This is a genomic window from Neisseria sp. P0001.S005, assembly GCF_051963715.1.
Genome location: NZ_JBQCTZ010000011.1, coordinates 25,958 through 42,476, shown reverse-complemented (window position 1 = coordinate 42,476; position 16,519 = coordinate 25,958). Strand labels below are relative to the sequence as shown.

General features: G+C 51.3%; 13 protein-coding genes. 7 read left to right on the top strand and 6 right to left on the bottom strand.

The genetic code is table 11. The features are described from left to right. The first annotated feature begins 36 nt into the window (after window positions 1-36). A complete protein-coding gene (gene hslO / locus ACTHSP_RS03115; protein ID WP_314511121.1) occupies window positions 37-933 on the top strand; it encodes an Hsp33 family molecular chaperone HslO in 897 nt (298 codons plus the stop codon). A 171-nt stretch (window positions 934-1,104) separates the two neighbouring features. On the opposite strand, the gene tyrS is transcribed toward hslO, so the two are convergent. The 5 genes from tyrS to ppc form a co-directional block, all read right to left on the bottom strand. Beyond that, complete coding sequence (gene tyrS / locus ACTHSP_RS03110) at window positions 1,105-2,400, bottom strand: tyrosine--tRNA ligase (RefSeq protein WP_063069041.1); 1,296 nt, start codon at window positions 2,398-2,400, stop codon at window positions 1,105-1,107. Window positions 2,401-2,475: 75 nt separating this feature from the next. Further along, window positions 2,476-4,335, bottom strand: coding sequence for an acyltransferase family protein (locus ACTHSP_RS03105; protein ID WP_285071401.1), 1,860 nt, complete (start codon window positions 4,333-4,335; stop codon window positions 2,476-2,478). Between the two features lie 484 nt (window positions 4,336-4,819). Then, complete coding sequence (gene ychF / locus ACTHSP_RS03100; RefSeq protein WP_107857353.1) at window positions 4,820-5,911, bottom strand: redox-regulated ATPase YchF; 1,092 nt, start codon at window positions 5,909-5,911, stop codon at window positions 4,820-4,822. Window positions 5,912-6,035: 124 nt separating this feature from the next. Continuing rightward, the gene (locus ACTHSP_RS03095; RefSeq protein ID WP_314511115.1) at window positions 6,036-6,425 is read right to left on the bottom strand and encodes a hypothetical protein; all 390 of its coding nucleotides are present in this window, start codon (window positions 6,423-6,425) and stop codon (window positions 6,036-6,038) included. Window positions 6,426-6,780: 355 nt separating this feature from the next. Then, on the bottom strand, window positions 6,781-9,483 hold the full coding sequence (ppc, locus tag ACTHSP_RS03090; RefSeq protein WP_440345619.1) for a phosphoenolpyruvate carboxylase: 2,703 nt from the start codon (window positions 9,481-9,483) through the stop codon (window positions 6,781-6,783). A 187-nt stretch (window positions 9,484-9,670) separates the two neighbouring features. Here ppc and ACTHSP_RS03085 point away from each other — a divergent pair, with 187 nt between their 5' ends. The 6 genes from ACTHSP_RS03085 to ACTHSP_RS03060 all read left to right on the top strand — a co-directional run bounded on the left by ACTHSP_RS03085 (window position 9,671) and on the right by ACTHSP_RS03060 (window position 14,871). Continuing rightward, window positions 9,671-10,135 (top strand): cyclic pyranopterin monophosphate synthase MoaC, encoded by a 465-nt coding sequence (locus ACTHSP_RS03085; RefSeq protein ID WP_154953147.1) that lies wholly within the window; start codon window positions 9,671-9,673, stop codon window positions 10,133-10,135. A 49-nt stretch (window positions 10,136-10,184) separates the two neighbouring features. Next, window positions 10,185-10,931: a HesA/MoeB/ThiF family protein gene (locus tag ACTHSP_RS03080; protein ID WP_440345622.1), complete on the top strand. Its 747-nt coding sequence runs from the start codon at window positions 10,185-10,187 to the stop codon at window positions 10,929-10,931. A gap of 186 nt (window positions 10,932-11,117) precedes the next feature. Then, on the top strand, window positions 11,118-11,462 hold the full coding sequence (locus ACTHSP_RS03075; protein ID WP_440345618.1) for a CidA/LrgA family protein: 345 nt from the start codon (window positions 11,118-11,120) through the stop codon (window positions 11,460-11,462). Next, window positions 11,462-12,160 (top strand): LrgB family protein, encoded by a 699-nt coding sequence (locus tag ACTHSP_RS03070; RefSeq protein ID WP_440345621.1) that lies wholly within the window; start codon window positions 11,462-11,464, stop codon window positions 12,158-12,160. The genes ACTHSP_RS03075 and ACTHSP_RS03070 overlap by 1 nt, the downstream gene beginning before the upstream one ends. Before the next feature lie 42 nt (window positions 12,161-12,202). Beyond that, window positions 12,203-13,423 carry a bifunctional glutamate N-acetyltransferase/amino-acid acetyltransferase ArgJ gene (gene argJ / locus ACTHSP_RS03065; RefSeq protein WP_137040050.1) on the top strand — a complete coding sequence of 407 codons (1,221 nt, stop codon included), beginning with the start codon at window positions 12,203-12,205 and terminating at the stop codon, window positions 13,421-13,423. A 77-nt stretch (window positions 13,424-13,500) separates the two neighbouring features. After that, entirely contained in the window at window positions 13,501-14,871 is a 1,371-nt protein-coding gene (locus ACTHSP_RS03060; protein WP_440345620.1) for a chloride channel protein, read from the top strand. Between the two features lie 75 nt (window positions 14,872-14,946). On the opposite strand, the gene ubiB is transcribed toward ACTHSP_RS03060, so the two are convergent. Further along, on the bottom strand, window positions 14,947-16,458 hold the full coding sequence (gene ubiB, locus ACTHSP_RS03055; RefSeq protein WP_314511109.1) for a ubiquinone biosynthesis regulatory protein kinase UbiB: 1,512 nt from the start codon (window positions 16,456-16,458) through the stop codon (window positions 14,947-14,949). Between the last annotated feature and the right edge of the window lie 61 nt (window positions 16,459-16,519).

Genomic DNA, 16,519 nt, shown 5'->3' with positions numbered 1-16,519 from the left:
TAAGCGGCATTCATTGATTTATTTTCAGAGACTGACATGACACAAAATCACAGCGATATCCGTACACGCTTTATCTTCGACGATATGCCTATCCGCGGCATGCACATCCGCCTCGAAAAGGTTTGGCACCACATCGTCAACCAAAAACATTATCCTGTCGCCATCCGTCGCGCATTGGGCGAATTGTTGGCCGCCGGTGCTTTATTGTCTGCCAACCTTAAAAACGAAGGCGCGCTGATTGTTCAGGTTCAAGGTCAGGGCCGTCTGAAAATGTTGGTGGTGGAAGCAACTTCTGAAAATACTGTCCGTGCTACCGCGCGTTGGGACGAAACCGCTGAAATCCATGATGACGAAAGCCTGACTGCGCTGTTGGGCGAAAACAGCGTGTTCGTTTTGACTCATCAGCCTAAAGATGCTGACCCATGGCAAGGTGTTGTCCCGCTGGAAGGCGACAGCATTGCGCAAATGCTGGTCAACTATATGAAACGTTCCGAGCAGCTCGATACCTATATTACGCTTGCCGCCGATGACCAAGCCGCAGGCGCATTATTGCTGCAACGTCTGCCGGAAGAAGAATTGGATGATGCTGCTTGGGAGCATGTGACCACGCTTGCGCAAACGCTTACTCCGCAAGAATTGACCGGTTTGGACGCTCATCACGCCCTTTACCGCCTTTACCATGAAACCCCGCCCCGCGTTTTTGAACCGGAGACCATTGAATTTGCCTGCACCTGCTCTCGCGGCAAAGTCAGCGATATGCTGTTGATGCTTGGCGGTCAGGAAGTCGGCGGCGTGGTGGCAGAACAAGGCAGCATTCAAATCGATTGCGATTTCTGCCATAGCAAGTATGTGTTTGATGAAACCGATGTCAACGCTTTGTTTGGCGCGGATGTGGTAAATGCCGTCCGTCAAGAAAATGAGCGTTTGCAGTAAGCAGGGGATAAAAGTTTCTTAAGGAAATTGGCTTTATAGAAGGGCAGGTGTAATACCTGTCCTTTCTTTTTGGGAAAACTGAATATCATCAATAGAAAATGCCGTCTGAAAAAAGCGTGGCTGATTTCAGACGGCATGATTGTTTTAAACGATGCATTTAATGTTTAAAGATTATTTCCAAACCAACAAAGCGTGGTTGCGTTTGCCGCGGCGGACGATGGTGTATTTGCCGAAACGTTTATGTTCATCGGTCAGCATATAGGCATCGTCAGGTTTTTCAGCGGCATGGTTCGGATTGTTGGCTTCGGCAGGTTTGCCGTTGAGCAAAACCGCTTTGCTGTTTACAAAGCCGCGCGCTTCTTTGTTGGAAGACGCCAAACCGGTTTTTACCAAAGTCTCAACTACGTTGAGGCTCTCGGAAACTTCAAAAGTCGGCAGGCCGTCGAGTGCCAGCTGCTCGAAGTCGCTTTCGGTGAGATGGCTTTGGTCTTCGGCAAACAGGCTTTCAGAAATACGTTGGGCGGCGGCAAGGGCTTCTTCGCCGTGAATCAGGCGGGTCATTTCCTCGGCAAGAATGCGTTGCGCTTCTGGCTTGGTGCCGCTGGCTTTGTCTTTGGCTTCGATGGCATCAATTTCTTCGATAGACAGGAAGGTAAAGTATTTCAGAAATTTATACACATCGGCATCGGCCACTTTCAGCCAGAATTGGTAGAACTGATACGGAGAAGTTTTCTTCGCGTTCAACCATACCGCGCCGCCTTCGGTTTTGCCGAATTTGGTGCCGTCTGATTTGGTTACCAAAGGCAGGGTCAGGCCGAATACTTGTTTTTGGTGCAGACGGCGGGTCAAGTCGATACCGGCAGTGATGTTGCCCCATTGGTCGGAACCGCCGATTTCCAAAACTGCGCCATGGCGTTTGTTCAATTCGGCAAAGTCGTAGCCTTGCAGCAGGGAGTAGGCGAACTCGGTAAAGGAAATACCCACATCGTCGCGCTCGATACGCTGTTTGACGGACTCTTTGTTCAGCATAGCGTTGACGGAAAAATGCTTGCCGATGTCGCGCAGGAAGTCGAGGCAGTTCATGCTGCCGAACCAGTCGGCGTTGTTCGCCATAATGGCTGCGTTGTCGCCTTCAAAGCTTAAGAAAGGGGTCAGTTGGTTGCGGATGCTTTCAACCCAGCCGGCAACGGTTTCGGCAGAATTCAAGCTGCGTTCGGCGGCTTTAAAGCTTGGGTCGCCGATCATGCCGGTCGCGCCGCCTACCAAAGCAATCGGCGTATGGCCAGCTTGTTGGAAACGGCGCAATGCCAATACAGGCAGCAAGTGGCCGATGTGTAGGCTGTCGGCTGTCGGGTCAAAACCGCAATAGAGGGAAATTTTTTGTTCGTTTAGCAAAGCGTCTAAGGCTTCGATGTCGGTAGTTTGGGCGATTAAGCCACGCGATTGTAGGTCTTTGATGACGCTCATTGTTATCTTCCAAAAAAATTAGCAGTTTTACAAACTGCTAATTGTAACAAATTTCATCGGATGAATGGCTATGGCTTACTGAAGAAGCGTGTGTTTTTCAGAAAAACGCTTGGCCAGTTCTCTGCCGCCGTAAGGGTTGATGTGGTCTCTATCGGAATAAACCGGCAATCCGTTTATTTTGAAGTTCTCCGGAATATAGGCAGTGGCATCGACAATGTGCACATTGGCATATTTTTCCGCCAAATTTTTGATGCGTTCATTTCCTTTTGAAGTAACTGTTTCATCAATGGCAAGATTCTGACTAAATCCCGGTATGCGGTAAGACAGGATATAGGCGCGCAAGCCGTTGTATGACAGATTAGGGTTGTCTATCATCAGGTAAACCGCTTGTTTTTCCGAAGAAAGTTTTTGCAACATGAGGTCGAATTTTTTGAAAAAATCGGCATCGTAAGCAAGGGAGTGGCTGTTTTCAGGCATTTGGCTGCCCCAGCGCATGGCCAAAAGCACTTTTGAGTATTGGGGCAGATGCTCTTTGGCGTACTCATAAACGGCACGGCAGGAGGCGTTTTGCTTGAATACGGGCGCGGCATAATCTTCTACATAGGCACAACTGTCCGCAGAAACCATCGCTGCCGACCAGTTTTCTTTTTTGCCGACGGTATCAAAAAACGTTTTATATTGGTCGGCATGCGAATCGCCTAGAATCAGTAATTCCGGCTGTTTGTCGGTATCGCCCCAAATACACTGTTTGTCGGTATTGTTGTGACAAGAAGTGTAGGAACGTGCCAATCCCATACGGTCGTATTGCTGCATAAACGGGAGCTTCATGGCAAGAAAAGGCGTAATGGCCAAAACAAGCATGGGGACGGCATAAACCCATGTCACAGATTGGGCAAAAGAGCCTTTCCAGTTTTTAAACGGCTTCTCGACAAAATAATAAGAAAGCAGAGAGAGTGCAAACATTAAGACAATCGCGACCGCAGTCGAATAAGAAGGCAGATTATTTGAACCGATGTATCTCATAAAAGCCAATACAGGCCAATGCCACAGATACAGTGAATAGGAAATCAAGCCTATGCCGACAGTAATCTTCCATTGGAAAAATTTTTTCAGCCGGTGTTCAAATTGATTGAAATAAATGAATGCGGCGGCGGCCAAACAAGGAATCATGGCGGCAGGCCCCGGGAAATAGGCAGTTTTTTCTGTATAGGTAAACAGGCAGGCAAACAGTACGCATAAGGAAAGTAATGCGCCTGCCGCCGCATATTGTTTGCCGGTATCCAGCCCTTGTTGTTGCCGATATTGCATCCACACTGCCGTCAACGAGCCGATCAGCATTTCGCAGGCGCGCAGATGGGGAAGGTAATATTTATCCAGTGCAGTCGGCATAAAAGAAGCCAAAATACTGAATACGCATAGCGTGATGAGGAAGGCAAACTGGGTGCGCCAGCTTTTGCGGACAACCAATAACAGCAATATCGGGAAGACGAAATAATATTGTTCTTCGACCGATAAAGACCAAATGTGAAGCAAAGGTTTTTCTTCTTGTATGGGATCGAAATAGCCCTGACCCTTGGCAAAAAAGATATTGGAGATGAACCCCAAGGTGGACAGGGCTGTCCTCCATAAAAGGGAAAAATCATCTTTGGTGAATAAAAGAAAGCCGCATATCAGCGTTACCGTCAATACGGTAAAAAATGCGGGCAGTATCCGCTTGATACGGCGGATGTAAAACTTTTTGAACGAAAAAATCCCACTGCTCATTTCACGATGGATAATCATCGTGATCAGAAAGCCGGAAATAACAAAAAAGATATCAACACCAAGAAAGCCGCCAGGCAGCCAGTTTTTTTCAATATGGAAAATGACAACGGATAGAACAGCAACGGCACGCAATGTATCAATATCTGGGCGGTAAGATAAAACTTTGCTCATAATATTTTGATTTTAATTAGTTTATTTTAATGGCGTCGTCTGAAAAGTGATTCCTGCCGAGAATGGCAGCATTTCGGAGGTCGGCCATCGTTTGTCAGTACTGGGCAGTTTGTTTGCCTTCTTAGAATGATTGCTGATGATATGCGTTTGAATAGTAATAGATTAGAGTAGGGATACAGTTGATAGTTTCAACATAATATTTAATATGTTGTTTTTATAATGAATCAATACGATGTGGTATTGTTTAATTTTTTATTGTCATATCAGTGGTATTGTTATTGATGATGTAACCTTGCGCTATTTTTAGGTGAAGCGTCGATAAGAAATGGGAGATTTTAAGAGAGAAAAATTACGGACCATGCCCGCATTTATTATGGAGATGATGTCTTGTTTTGTTGATATTTCAAGACATGAGGCCGGCTGAAAATAAATTCAGACGGCCTTAATCTTAGAAAAGGCCGTCTGAAAAGGCGTTTTGCTGGGTTTAGACGTTAAAGAGGAAGTGCATCACATCGCCGTCTTGTACGACGTATTCTTTGCCTTCTACACGCATTTTACCTGCTTCTTTGGCTTTGGCTTCGCCGCCTAAAGCGATGAAATCTTCGTAGGAGATAACTTGGGCGCGGATGAAGCCGCGTTCAAAGTCAGTGTGAATCACGCCGGCGGCTTGTGGGGCTGTGTCGCCTTTGTGGATGGTCCAAGCGCGGACTTCTTTGACACCGGCGGTGAAGTAGGTTTGCAGGCCCAAGAGGTCGTAGCCGGCACGAATCAGGCGGTTCAGGCCCGGTTCTTCCAAGCCCATTTCAGCGAGGAATTCGGCTTTTTCGTCGTCTTCCAATTCAGCGATTTCGCTTTCCATTGCAGCGCATACTGCCACAACCGGCGCGTTTTCTTTTGCAGCCAATTCTTTCAGGCGGTCGAGGTGCGGGTTGTTTTCAAAACCATCTTCGGAAACGTTGCCGACGTACATGGCGGGTTTGGCAGTCAGCAAGAACAGCGGCTTGAGCATGGCGAGTTCTTCTGAGTCCAAACCGAAGGAGCGTACAGGCTTGCCTTCGTCCAAATGCGGCAGCAGTTTTTTACACAGATCGACCAGTTTTTGCGCGTCTTTGTCGCCTGAGCGGGCGCGTTTTTCTTCGCGGACAATGGCTTTTTCGACGCTGGCCAAGTCAGCCAGTGCCAACTCGGTGCCGATGGTTTCGATGTCGGCGATCGGATCGACTTTGCCTGCAACGTGAACGATGTTGTCGTCGTCAAAGCAACGCACGACGTTAACAATTGCGTCAGTCTCGCGGATGTTGGCGAGGAACTGGTTGCCTAAGCCTTCGCCTTTGCTCGCGCCTGCAACTAAACCGGCAATGTCGACAAATTCGACGATGGCGGGCTGCATTTTTTGCGGATTGACGATTTTTGCCAATTCGGCCATACGCGGATCTGGGACTTCAACGATGCCGACGTTGGGTTCGATGGTACAGAAAGGATAGTTTGCCGCTTCGATACCCGATTGGGTCAGCGCGTTAAAGAGGGTGGATTTGCCGACGTTGGGCAAACCGACGATGCCGCATTTCAAGCTCATGGTTTTTCCTGAAAAGATAAAAGTTTAACGGCGGATTATAGCATATTGTGAAGGTACTCAAAACAGCCGCAATGCTGGTGTGTTCTTATGATAAAAGGCCGTCTGAAAAAAGAGGGGTAGACATTCAGCTTATTGTTCTTCCGAAGAATGAGTAAATGAATAAAGCCGTTAAATAAAACAATTTTTCAGACAGGAGGCTTAAGATCAAACCCAAAAGAATGCCCAGTACCCAATAAATCATCTGCCGGTATTTCGGGTCGGATGCGGTACGCAACATTTTAAAATACAAAACCAGACAGCCGAACATGCAGATTGTTTGAAACAGAATGAGGGGGAGGCTGTCAATGGCTCCGGAAATCGAATCATGAACGATGATTGTTCCTATGCGTATGCATAAATAAATTAAAGCCGAGCCTGCCGCCGAATGCCCAAAAGGGACGGGCGTGTCGGATGAATCGGGCGTTTTGTGGGGCTGAAGCCTGCCGAATAACAAGATAAATACAATGTCAAACATATTGATAGTTGCCTTGGTGTGAGATGTTTTTGTTTTTCAGACGGCCTCAGGGTTGTCTGAAAGCTTATTGTGCGGCGATATGGGGCAGTGCCGCGGTAAGGTATGTCAGTAGGTCAACCATCCACCATGCTGAAGTGGTTGCCATAATTAAGTTAATAATTTGATTTTTCAGTGTATTATCTGCTGTTGCCAGTAATGGTTTGAAATACAGGGCAAGTTAAATGAATAGAGGGGAAGAGGGGTAAGTAGGTTGAAAAACGGTATGGGGTTTCGTGGGTAAAGCCTTTGCCGTGGTTCGCAGTTAATTTAAAGGCCGTCTGAAAACTGTTTCAGACGGCCTTTTTTCCGTACTGCCTTAACCGGTATTACGCAAACCTTGCGCCACGCCGTTGATGGTCAAGTGAACCATCAGCAGGGCGTGCGGATTGTCGGGCTCTTTGCGCAGGCGTTTGAGCATGGCGACTTGCAGGCCGTTGAGGGCGTTCAGATATGGAATCCTCAAGGCAAGAGAACGGGCGAGGCTGCGGTTGTCGCGCAGGAGCTCTTCGGTTTGCAGCAGGTCGAGTAGTGCTTTGCGGCTGCGTTGGTATTCTTCCTTGATCATGCCGAAGATGACTTTTGCTTTATCGGGCGATTCGCTCAAGCCGGCATAGTTTTCCGCCAAAGTGATGTCGGTTTTCGCCATCACTTGCTCCATATTGGAGAGCATGGCTTGGAAGAACGGATTGCTTTGAGCATGTTCGCGCAGGGCGGCCAGTGTGTCGGGATTACCTTCGCACAAGGTTTCCACTGCGCTGCCAAAACCGTACCAAGCCGGCAGCATGAGGCGGTTTTGCATCCATGAGAATACCCACGGAATCGCACGCAAGTCCTGAATCCGCGCCAAGGTTTTGCGGCTGGCGGGGCGGCTGCCGAGGTTGAGGGTGGCGATTTCCTGAATCGGGCTGGTTTGCAGGAAGTAGTCGATGAAGTCGGGGTGGGTAATCAGTTCGCGGTAGTATTTGAACGATACGTCCGACAAATCCTGCATCAGTTTGGCATCAGGGTCTTTTTTGTCCGGCAGGATGCTGGCTTCCAACGTCGCGGCAACCAAGGTTTCCAAGTTGCGTTGGGCATTGCCCGGGTCGGCGTATTTGGCGGTAATGACTTCACCTTGCTCGGTAATGCGGATTTGTCCGGCAACGCTGCCTGCAGGTTGCGCCAAAATGGCTTGGTAAGAAGGGCCGCCGCCGCGACCTACGCTGCCGCCGCGGCCGTGGAACAGGCGCATGCGGACCTCGTATTTTTTGAAGAGTTCGACCAAGCCCAACTCTGCCTGATACAGACACCATGAGCTGGTAACGTAGCCGCCGTCTTTGTTGGAGTCGGAGTAGCCGAGCATGATTTCTTGAATGTTGCCGCGGCTTTCGAGCAGGGCGTCATACCAGTCGAGGCGGAACATGGTTTCCATGACCGGGCAGGCGTTTTCGAGCGCTTCGATGGTTTCAAACAGAGGCACGATATTGATGCGGCTGTGCGGTTTGCCGTTTTCTACCACCAACAGGCCGCTTTCTTTCAGTAGCAATGCCAAGGCGAGCAGGTCGCTGGGTTGTTCGCAGTTGGAAATAATGCTTTGTGTAACGGCATCTTCACCGAATTCGTCTTTGATTTTGCGCGCTTCGTTGAAAATTGCCAGTTCGTGGCGGGTATGGTCGCTGTATGTGATAAACGGGCTGTACAGCGGACGTTGATGGCTCAATTCGCGCAACAGGGCGGTTTGTTTTTGCTCTTCGTTCAGGCTGTTGTAGTCTTCCAAGCCTGCGTGTTGGAAAAGCTCGGCAACCACATCGGCGTGTTTGCCTGCGTGTTGGCGCAGGTCAAGCGGCATCATGTGGAAGCCGAATACGGACACGCTGCGGATAATGTCGGCCAGACGGCCTTCTGCCAGCAGTTGGCTGCCGTTTTCGTGGAGCGAGCGTTGCAGTTTTTTCAGGTCGTTGAGGAATTCTTCAACCGTAGCATAAGGCTCGAGGAAGCCGAATTTGCAGCCCATGCCCAAACCGAGTGAGCGCGCTTTGCCCATGGCGCGCGCCATGATGTAGGCGATGGCGCGGCGGTAGGGTTCTTCGGTACGGGCGATTTCTTCGTCAGGCGAGAGGGCGGCCAATGCCATCACGTCGTCGTTGACTTTGACGCGGCGGATGGAGAGTGGCAGTTCGCGGTAAAGTTTGTCAAGTTCGCCACGATAGAAACGGAACACTGCGTCGGCATGCCGTCTGAACGCAAAACGCAAGGTTTCGGCAGAAACGAACGGGTTGCCGTCGCGGTCGCCGCCGATCCAGCCGCCGATTTTAAGGATATTCGGAACGCGGACGCCGGGATAGGCCGTCTGAAAATCGCGTTCCATTGTGCGGTAGAGTTTGGGCAGGGCTTCAAAGAAGCTCATCGGGAAGATGGATACGCCGTTGTTGATCTCGTCGTTGACGCTAAGTTTGTGGCGGCGCGTTTCGCTGGTCTGCCACAAGCCCAAAAGCACGGTGTCGATTTCGCGGCGTAACTGAGCCAGCGCATCAGGATTGGTGCAGCGTTCGCGTTGCGGCAGCAGCGCGCGGATGCGGCGGTTGAAGCTCAAGACGGTTTGGCGTTGCACTTCGGTCGGGTGCGCGGTTAAAACGGCGGTAACGACCGTGTTGTCCAGTTGTTGTTGCACCGCTTTGCCGTTGACTTTGCCGGCTTTGAGTTTGCGTACGGTTTCCGTCAGGCTGCCTTCTGCTGCGCTGTGGCCGGCATCTTCGTGGATTTGGCGGCGGCGTTCGTGGTGCACGTCTTCGGCGATGTTCAAAATCTGTGCGAACAGGCCGCAGGCCAAGGTTAAATCGTGGGTTTGTTGTTCGTCCAATTGCGGCAACACCTTCTCAATCAAGGCAGCGCTGTCGTCTGAAGTCGATAATAACTTAACGGTTTCGACTACCAAAGGCGACGCTTCCTCATGCAGCAGATTGAAAAGAGACTGTTTTAAAAATTCCGCATCCGCTGCCAAAGCGGCATCTTTGGGATTGTTTAAGATATGCAGTTGCATGATTTTTCTCTTATTTAAATGTTAATTTGGGTTTGTCCTGAATCCATTGTATAGCAAATTTTTGTAAACTGCCAATGCTGCCGTCCGATACATTTCAAACCAGAAAACAGCCGTCCGTATCCGCCGCGTGGTCGCTGTCTGTAAAATGCCGTAAAATATTGCCCATCAAAACAGAGGCGAGAAACCCATGATTGAATTTCCCAACCAGCCCGATTTTCCTGAACAACACACCGCCGTCGCCGTCGGCACCGTCAACATGAGCCAGCAGGCGATACGGGTGTTGATAGAGAATGCCACCGAAAAGGCAAGTATCCTGACCATCGCCCGCGTTGCCGCCATTCAGAGCATCAAACAGACTGCCAACCTGATTCCGCTGCACCTGCCCGGCCGCATCATCGGCGTGCAGGTTGATTTCGATATTAACGTTGAGTTGGCCTGCCTGAAGGCCACGCTGACCGTCCAAGCGCACAGCAACGGCAGCATTGCCACCGAAGCCCTGGCCGGCCTCAATTTGGCGCTCTTGAGCGTTTACGACATGATGAAAGACGTTGACCGCAATATGATGCTCAGCGGCATCCGCCTCGAATCCGAAACCAGCAGCGAAGGCCGTCCTTTCCTGTTTGACAACGCATACGAAAATATTAATTTCTAAACCATTCAGGCCGTCTGAACGTTGGGTTTCAGACGGCCTTATCATTATGATGAACGATCAACAACTCTTGCGGTTCAGCCGCCATATCCTGCTTGACGAAATCGGTATCGAAGGCCAAGAAAAACTCATGGCCGCCCATGTGCTTGTTGTCGGTTGCGGCGGACTGGGTGCGGCGGCCTTGCCGTATCTTGCCGCCGCCGGTATCGGCCGCCTGACGATTGCCGATGCCGATACCATTGACGAGACCAACCTTCAACGCCAAATCACGTTTACCGAAGCCGACATCGGTAAAAACAAGGCTTTGGTCATGCAAGGCCGTCTGAAACAGATCAACAGCCAAACACACATTACAGCCATTGCCGAATTTCTCGATGAAGCCAGGCTTGTCGAATTGGCAAACGCAGCCGACATCATCCTCGATTGTTCCGACAATTATCCCACGCGCCAGGCGGTCAACCGCGTCGCCGTTGCCACGCGCACGCCTTTGGTTTCCGCCGCGGCCGTCGGCTTTGACGGACAAATTGCCGTGTACCGTCCCGATCTTCCCGATACGCCCTGCTATGCCTGCCTGTTTGACGGCGAACAAGCCAGCGACGGCGCTTGTGCATTGTTCGGCGTTTTTTCGCCATTGGTCGGCGTTATCGGAACGACCCAAGCCGCCGAAGCGCTTAAAGTGCTGCTCGGTATCGGTGCACCGTCGCACGGCAAACTTTCTACCTACAACGCGTTGAGCGGAAAATGGCAGCAATACGGGGTGAGACGTAATCCCGAATGCCCGGTTTGCGGCGGCCGTTAAAGACAAAAAGCAGGGTAGGGGTTTCAATATTGCCTAAGCCAATCCGCTAGAGTAATCATACTTATCTTTCATTAAACTTGAAGGAAGGTGTTTCTTCCCTTTTCAGACGGCCTGTGGCACGATATGATTCAATGATTAATAAATTTTTTGAGGCCGTCTGAAAAAGGATAAGGAGAAACCGGCTTAATGAATATTATTCGTGCCTTATTGGTGGTATTGGGTTGCTTGGCTTTGGGCGAGGCAACCGTTTGGATTTTGGGGTTGAAACTGCCGGGCAGTATTGTCGGCATGGGTTTGCTGTTTGTCGCGCTTCAGGCCGGCTGGGTCAAATTGTCTTGGGTGGGAGAGCTGGCAGACATTTTGATGGCAAACCTGACTTTGTTTTTGGTGCCGCCTTGCGTGGCCGTCATCAGCTATTTGGATGTGATTGCAAATGACTGGTTTTCGATTTTGACGGCCACAATCGGTAGTACGATCTGCGTATTGTTGGTGACCGGCAAAGTGCATGAGTGGGTCAGGAGGTGGATGTGATGAACATAGACGGGCTGTTGCGCATGCCCTCGGTCATGTTGTTCCTGACTTTGGCCGTGTATGCTTTGGCGGTGCAGATTCGGGCGCGCACGGGGAATGTGCTGTGTAATCCGGTATTGATCAGTACGCTGGTGTTGATGGGGTATTTGAAGGTATTTACCATCGATTACGAGCTGTACCATTCTGCTTCGCACTTTATTGATTTTTGGTTGAAACCGGCAGTCGTGTTGCTGGCGGTGCCACTTTATCGAAATTGGGACCGTATCCGCAGCCAGTGGTTGCCGGTGGTGTTGTCGCAGTTGGCAGGCAGCGTGACGGGCATTGTTACAGGCGTGTATTTTGCCAAATGGCTGGGTGCTTCGCGCGAAGTGATTCTGTCGCTGGCTTCCAAATCTGTGACCAACCCGATTGCGATTGAAATCACGGCGTCCATCGGCGGTATTCCGGCGATTACGGCGGCAACGGTGATTATTGCCGGACTTTTTGGCCAGATGGCCGGATATAAAGTGTTGAAAGGGGCGTTGTATATGCCTTCTTCAGTGGGAATGTCTTTGGGTACGGCCTCGCATGCGATGGGTATTGCGGCGTCTTTGGAATATGGCCGCCGTATGGCCGCATATGCCGGCTTGGGCTTGACGCTCAACGGCGTGTTGACGGCGATATTGGTACCTATCTTAATTCCCTTATTGGGCGTATAGCGTTTAGGCCGTCTGAAAATAGTGTAAACAGGAGAAAATGATATGGCTGTAAATTTGACTGAAAAACGTGCAGACGAATTGTTGGAAATCGACGGCATCCGTCTGTTTACAGGTCGTGCCGGCATCAAGCAACAAGACCGCGACGATTTGACGCTGATGGTGTTGGGCGGCGGTCATACGGTGGGCGCGGTGTTTACGCAAAACCGTTTCTGCGCCGCGCCGGTGCATATCGCCAAGTCGCATCTGTTTGACCAAGACGGCGTGTGTGCCTTAGTCATCAATACGGGTAATGCCAATGCGGGTACCGGCGCACAAGGCCGTCTGGACGCGATTAAAGTGTGCGCGGCGGCGGCGGAACAGGTCGGCTGCCAATCCAATCAGATTATGCCGTTTTCGACCGGTGTGATTTTGGAGCCGTTGCCTGTGGATAAAATCGTGGCCGCTTTGCCGCAAGTGCGCCCTGCATTCTGGTCGGACGCGGCTCGTGCCATCATGACGACGGATACTGTACCGAAAGCCGCTTCACGCACAGGCTTGGTCGGCGAGAAACACACAGTCCGCGCCACCGGCATCGCCAAAGGTTCGGGTATGATTCATCCTAATATGGCGACCATGTTGTCGTTTATCGCTACTGATGCCAAAGTGTCCCAACCGATTTTGCAACTGATGACACAAGAAATCGCAGACGAAAGTTTCAATACGATTACCGTGGACGGCGATACCAGTACCAACGACAGCTTCGTGATTATGGCGACAGGCCGTTGCGGTCAGAGCGAAATCGACAATACCGCCGATCCGCGCTATGCGCAGCTTAAAGCCTTGCTCGGTTCGCTGGCTTTGGAATTGGCGCAGGCGATTGTCCGTGATGGCGAGGGTGCGACCAAGTTCATCACGGTTGAAGTGCAAAACGCGAAAACCCGCGAAGAGGCGCGCAAAGTGGCTTATGCCGTCGCCCATTCGCCTTTGGTGAAAACCGCTTTCTTTGCCTCCGACCCGAACTTGGGCCGTCTGTTGGCAGCCGTCGGCTATGCCGGTATTGAAGACTTGGATGTCGATGCTTTGAAAATGTGGCTGGATGACGTGTTAGTGGCCGAAAACGGCGGCCGCGCGGAAAGCTATACCGAAGAAGCAGGACAAGCGGTGATGAACCGTCCGGAAATTACCGTCCGCATCGATTTGCAACGCGGCGATACGACGGCGGCCGTCTATACCTGCGATTTGTCGCACGAGTATGTGTCGATTAACGCGGATTACCGTTCTTAAAAACCTTTATTCTTGTTTTCAGACGGCCTTTGAGAAAAGTATCAAGGCCGTCTGAACACATTGACTGCGTGTTTATGATGAAATTTCCCCAAACTTGGGCGGCGCGCCTCGCCCACAAAATCCGCCAAACCAAACGCCTGTCCAAAAAGAGCATTGCCTTTCTGTTTTTGCTGGCAGGCTCGGCACTGGTTGCCCTGACGGCTTTGATGTTTGCGTACTTGGCGGATTTGGCTTTGGAATGGAACGCTTTGTTGGTAGGGAAATATCCGTGGTTTGCGTGGGTGGCTTTGCCGCTGGGTTTGCCGCTTTTGGCATGGTTTACGCGCAAATTTGCGCCGTACACTTCCGGCAGCGGTATTCCTCAGGTCATCGCTTCTTTGTCTTTGCCTTATGGCGCGCAGAAAACCCGTCTGATTCGTTTGGGAGAAACCTTTTTTAAAATTCCGCTGACGTTTTTGGGCATGATTTTTGGGGCGTCGATTGGCAGGGAAGGGCCGTCTGTACAAGTGGGTGCGGCGGTCATGAACGCTTGGGGTGCGTGGTGTAAAAAGCACGGGCTGGCGTTTAGGGGCATGCAGGAAAACGATTTGATTGCCGCAGGTGCGGCCGGCGGTTTGGCGGCGGCGTTTAACGCGCCTTTGGCCGGCGTGGTCTTTGCCATCGAAGAATTGGGACGCGGCGTGATTTTACGTTGGGAGCGCCAAATCCTGATGGGCGTGTTGGCAGCCGGTTTCATTCAAGTGGCGATACAGGGCAACAACCCGTATTTTTCAGGGTTTCAAGGGCACGAGCTGCCAAACATGCTGATGTGGGCCGTGGTGTCGGGTATTGTCTGCGGCGTGGCAGGCGGATTGTTCGGCAGCTTTTTGTATCGCGGCGCGGCAGCATTCGCGCCGGTACGCTGGCGCAGTTTCATCCGCCGTCATTTGTTGGTGGTCGCTTTTGTGATGGGTATCTTGCTGGCGCTGCTCGGTACGTTTTATCAAGGCAAAACCTATGGTACGGGCTATCACGAAGCCGCAGCCGCTCTTAAAGGCGCGTATGAAGCGCCGTTCGGCTTGGCCGCCGCAAAATGGGCGGCAACTGTGTTCAGCTATTGGGCAGGTATTCCCGGCGGTATCTTCACGCCGTCGTTAACCATCGGTGCGATGATAGGCGAACACATGGCTTCTTTCGCGCAATTGGGCGATGCGTCCAATGTCGCGGTTTTGCTCTGCATGGCCGCGTTCCTTGCCGCCGCGACCCAATCGCCGTTGACCGCCGCCGTGGTGGTAATGGAAATGACGGGCGGACAGAATTTACTGTTTTGGATGTTGCTGACTTGCATCTTCGCTTCGCAAGTCTCGCGCCAATTCTCGCCGCATCCGTTTTACCATGCCGCAGGTTTGCGCTTCAGACGGCATATCGAAGCCGAAAGCGGACATGTTCAGCACGAGAAAAAAGAATAGGTTGGTATATAAAAGGCCGTCTGAAAACTAAATTTCAGACGGCCTTTGTTATGTCGTTTAAAGCTGTATTACGGTTTACTTAAACAGCAAAATCAGCAGCAAAACAACCGCAATCATACCCAGCCACAGGCTTTGGCGTTGCTGTACTTTGACCAGATGCACATAGGCATCGCGCATTTCCTGTTGGCGGTTCTCATCAACCAGCGCACTGATTTTGCGCGGCAGGGAAGGGATGATTTGCGCCCAGTCGGGGGCTTCGTTTTTGAGGTTGCGCCAAAGGGCTTTGGGGCCGACCTGTTCGTTCATCCAGCGCACCAAAAATGGTTTGGCGGTTTTCCACAAGTCCAAATCGGGATCGAGTTGGCGGCCCAAACCTTCGATGTTGAGCAGCGTTTTTTGCAGCAATACCAACTGCGGTTGGATTTCGACATTGAAGCGGCGGCTGACTTCAAACAGGCGCATTAGCACCAAGCCGAAGGAAATTTGTGAAATCGGTTTGTTGAACACCGGTTCGCACACGGCGCGGACGGCGGCTTCCAATTCTTCCGCGCGCGTGTCGGCAGGCACCCAACCCGATTCGATGTGGGCAGTGGCGACGCGGTGGTAGTCGCGGTTGAAAAAGGCGAGGAAGTTGATGGCGAGATAGCGCTTGTCGTAGTCGGTCAGCGTGCCGACGATGCCGAAATCGAGGGCGATGTAGCGGTTGTCGGCGGCGACCAGAATATTGCCGGGGTGCATATCCGCATGGAAAAAACCGTCACGGAAAACTTGCGTGAAGAAGATTTCCACGCCGTAATCGGCAAGTTTGTGCAAATCAATGCCGTCTGCTTTGAGTTTGGCAATATCGGATACCGGTGTGCCGTCCATCCATTCGATGGTCAGCACGTCGCTGGTGCAGTAGTCGTAAAACACCTTCGGCACAATCAGCATATCGCTGTTTTGGAAATTGCGACCGAGCTGGCTGGCATTGGCGGCTTCGCGCATCAAGTCCAATTCGTCGTGCAGGTATTTGTCAAATTCGGCCACTACTTCGCGCGGCTTCAAACGCTTGCCGTCTGAAAACAAACGCTCCACCCAGCCTGCACCAAAGCGCATCAGCGACAAATCCTGTTCGATAACGGGCAAAAGGTTGGGGCGCAAGACTTTCACGGCGACCTGTTCGCCCGAATGCAGGCGGGCTTTGTGTACTTGGGCGATGGACGCGCTGGCGACAGGCTCTGTTTCAAATTCCGCGTATAAAGTGTCGATGGATTGTCCCAGTGATTTTTCGATTTGCGAGCGTGAAAGTTGCGCGTCAAACGGCGGCACTTTGTCTTGCAGCCTTGCCAGTTCGACCGCGTAATCGTGCGGAATCAAATCGGGACGCGTGGACAATACCTGCCCGAATTTGATGAAAATCGGCCCCAGGCTTTCCAACGCCAAACGCAGGCGCACGGCAGGCATTTCGTGTTTGAACTTGGACGACTGCGGCAGCATATTGAGGAAAGTCCGCGCCCAACCCGGACGGACCAGCGAGGCAATCAGCTCGGCAAGGCGGTAGCGGTAGAGCGTGCAGAGGATGGTTTTAATGCGTTTGAGGCGGTTCATGATGGGCGCGGATAAATCTAAAAAACAGAATTATATAGGAAAAACGGGTAAGGGCTTCAGA

Coding starts and splice junctions, on each gene's coding strand:
- hslO (WP_314511121.1), top strand. CDS start 37: ATGACACAAAATCACAGCGATATCCGTACACGCTTTATCTTCGACGAT.
- tyrS (WP_063069041.1), bottom strand. CDS start 2,400: ATGAGCGTCATCAAAGACCTACAATCGCGTGGCTTAATCGCCCAAACT.
- ACTHSP_RS03075 (WP_440345618.1), top strand. CDS start 11,118: ATGAATATTATTCGTGCCTTATTGGTGGTATTGGGTTGCTTGGCTTTG.
- ACTHSP_RS03060 (WP_440345620.1), top strand. CDS start 13,501: ATGAAATTTCCCCAAACTTGGGCGGCGCGCCTCGCCCACAAAATCCGC.
- ACTHSP_RS03080 (WP_440345622.1), top strand. CDS start 10,185: ATGAACGATCAACAACTCTTGCGGTTCAGCCGCCATATCCTGCTTGAC.
- ACTHSP_RS03085 (WP_154953147.1), top strand. CDS start 9,671: ATGATTGAATTTCCCAACCAGCCCGATTTTCCTGAACAACACACCGCC.
- ACTHSP_RS03105 (WP_285071401.1), bottom strand. CDS start 4,335: ATGAGCAAAGTTTTATCTTACCGCCCAGATATTGATACATTGCGTGCC.
- argJ (WP_137040050.1), top strand. CDS start 12,203: ATGGCTGTAAATTTGACTGAAAAACGTGCAGACGAATTGTTGGAAATC.
- ychF (WP_107857353.1), bottom strand. CDS start 5,911: ATGAGCTTGAAATGCGGCATCGTCGGTTTGCCCAACGTCGGCAAATCC.
- ppc (WP_440345619.1), bottom strand. CDS start 9,483: ATGCAACTGCATATCTTAAACAATCCCAAAGATGCCGCTTTGGCAGCG.
- ACTHSP_RS03070 (WP_440345621.1), top strand. CDS start 11,462: ATGAACATAGACGGGCTGTTGCGCATGCCCTCGGTCATGTTGTTCCTG.
- ubiB (WP_314511109.1), bottom strand. CDS start 16,458: ATGAACCGCCTCAAACGCATTAAAACCATCCTCTGCACGCTCTACCGC.
- ACTHSP_RS03095 (WP_314511115.1), bottom strand. CDS start 6,425: ATGTTTGACATTGTATTTATCTTGTTATTCGGCAGGCTTCAGCCCCAC.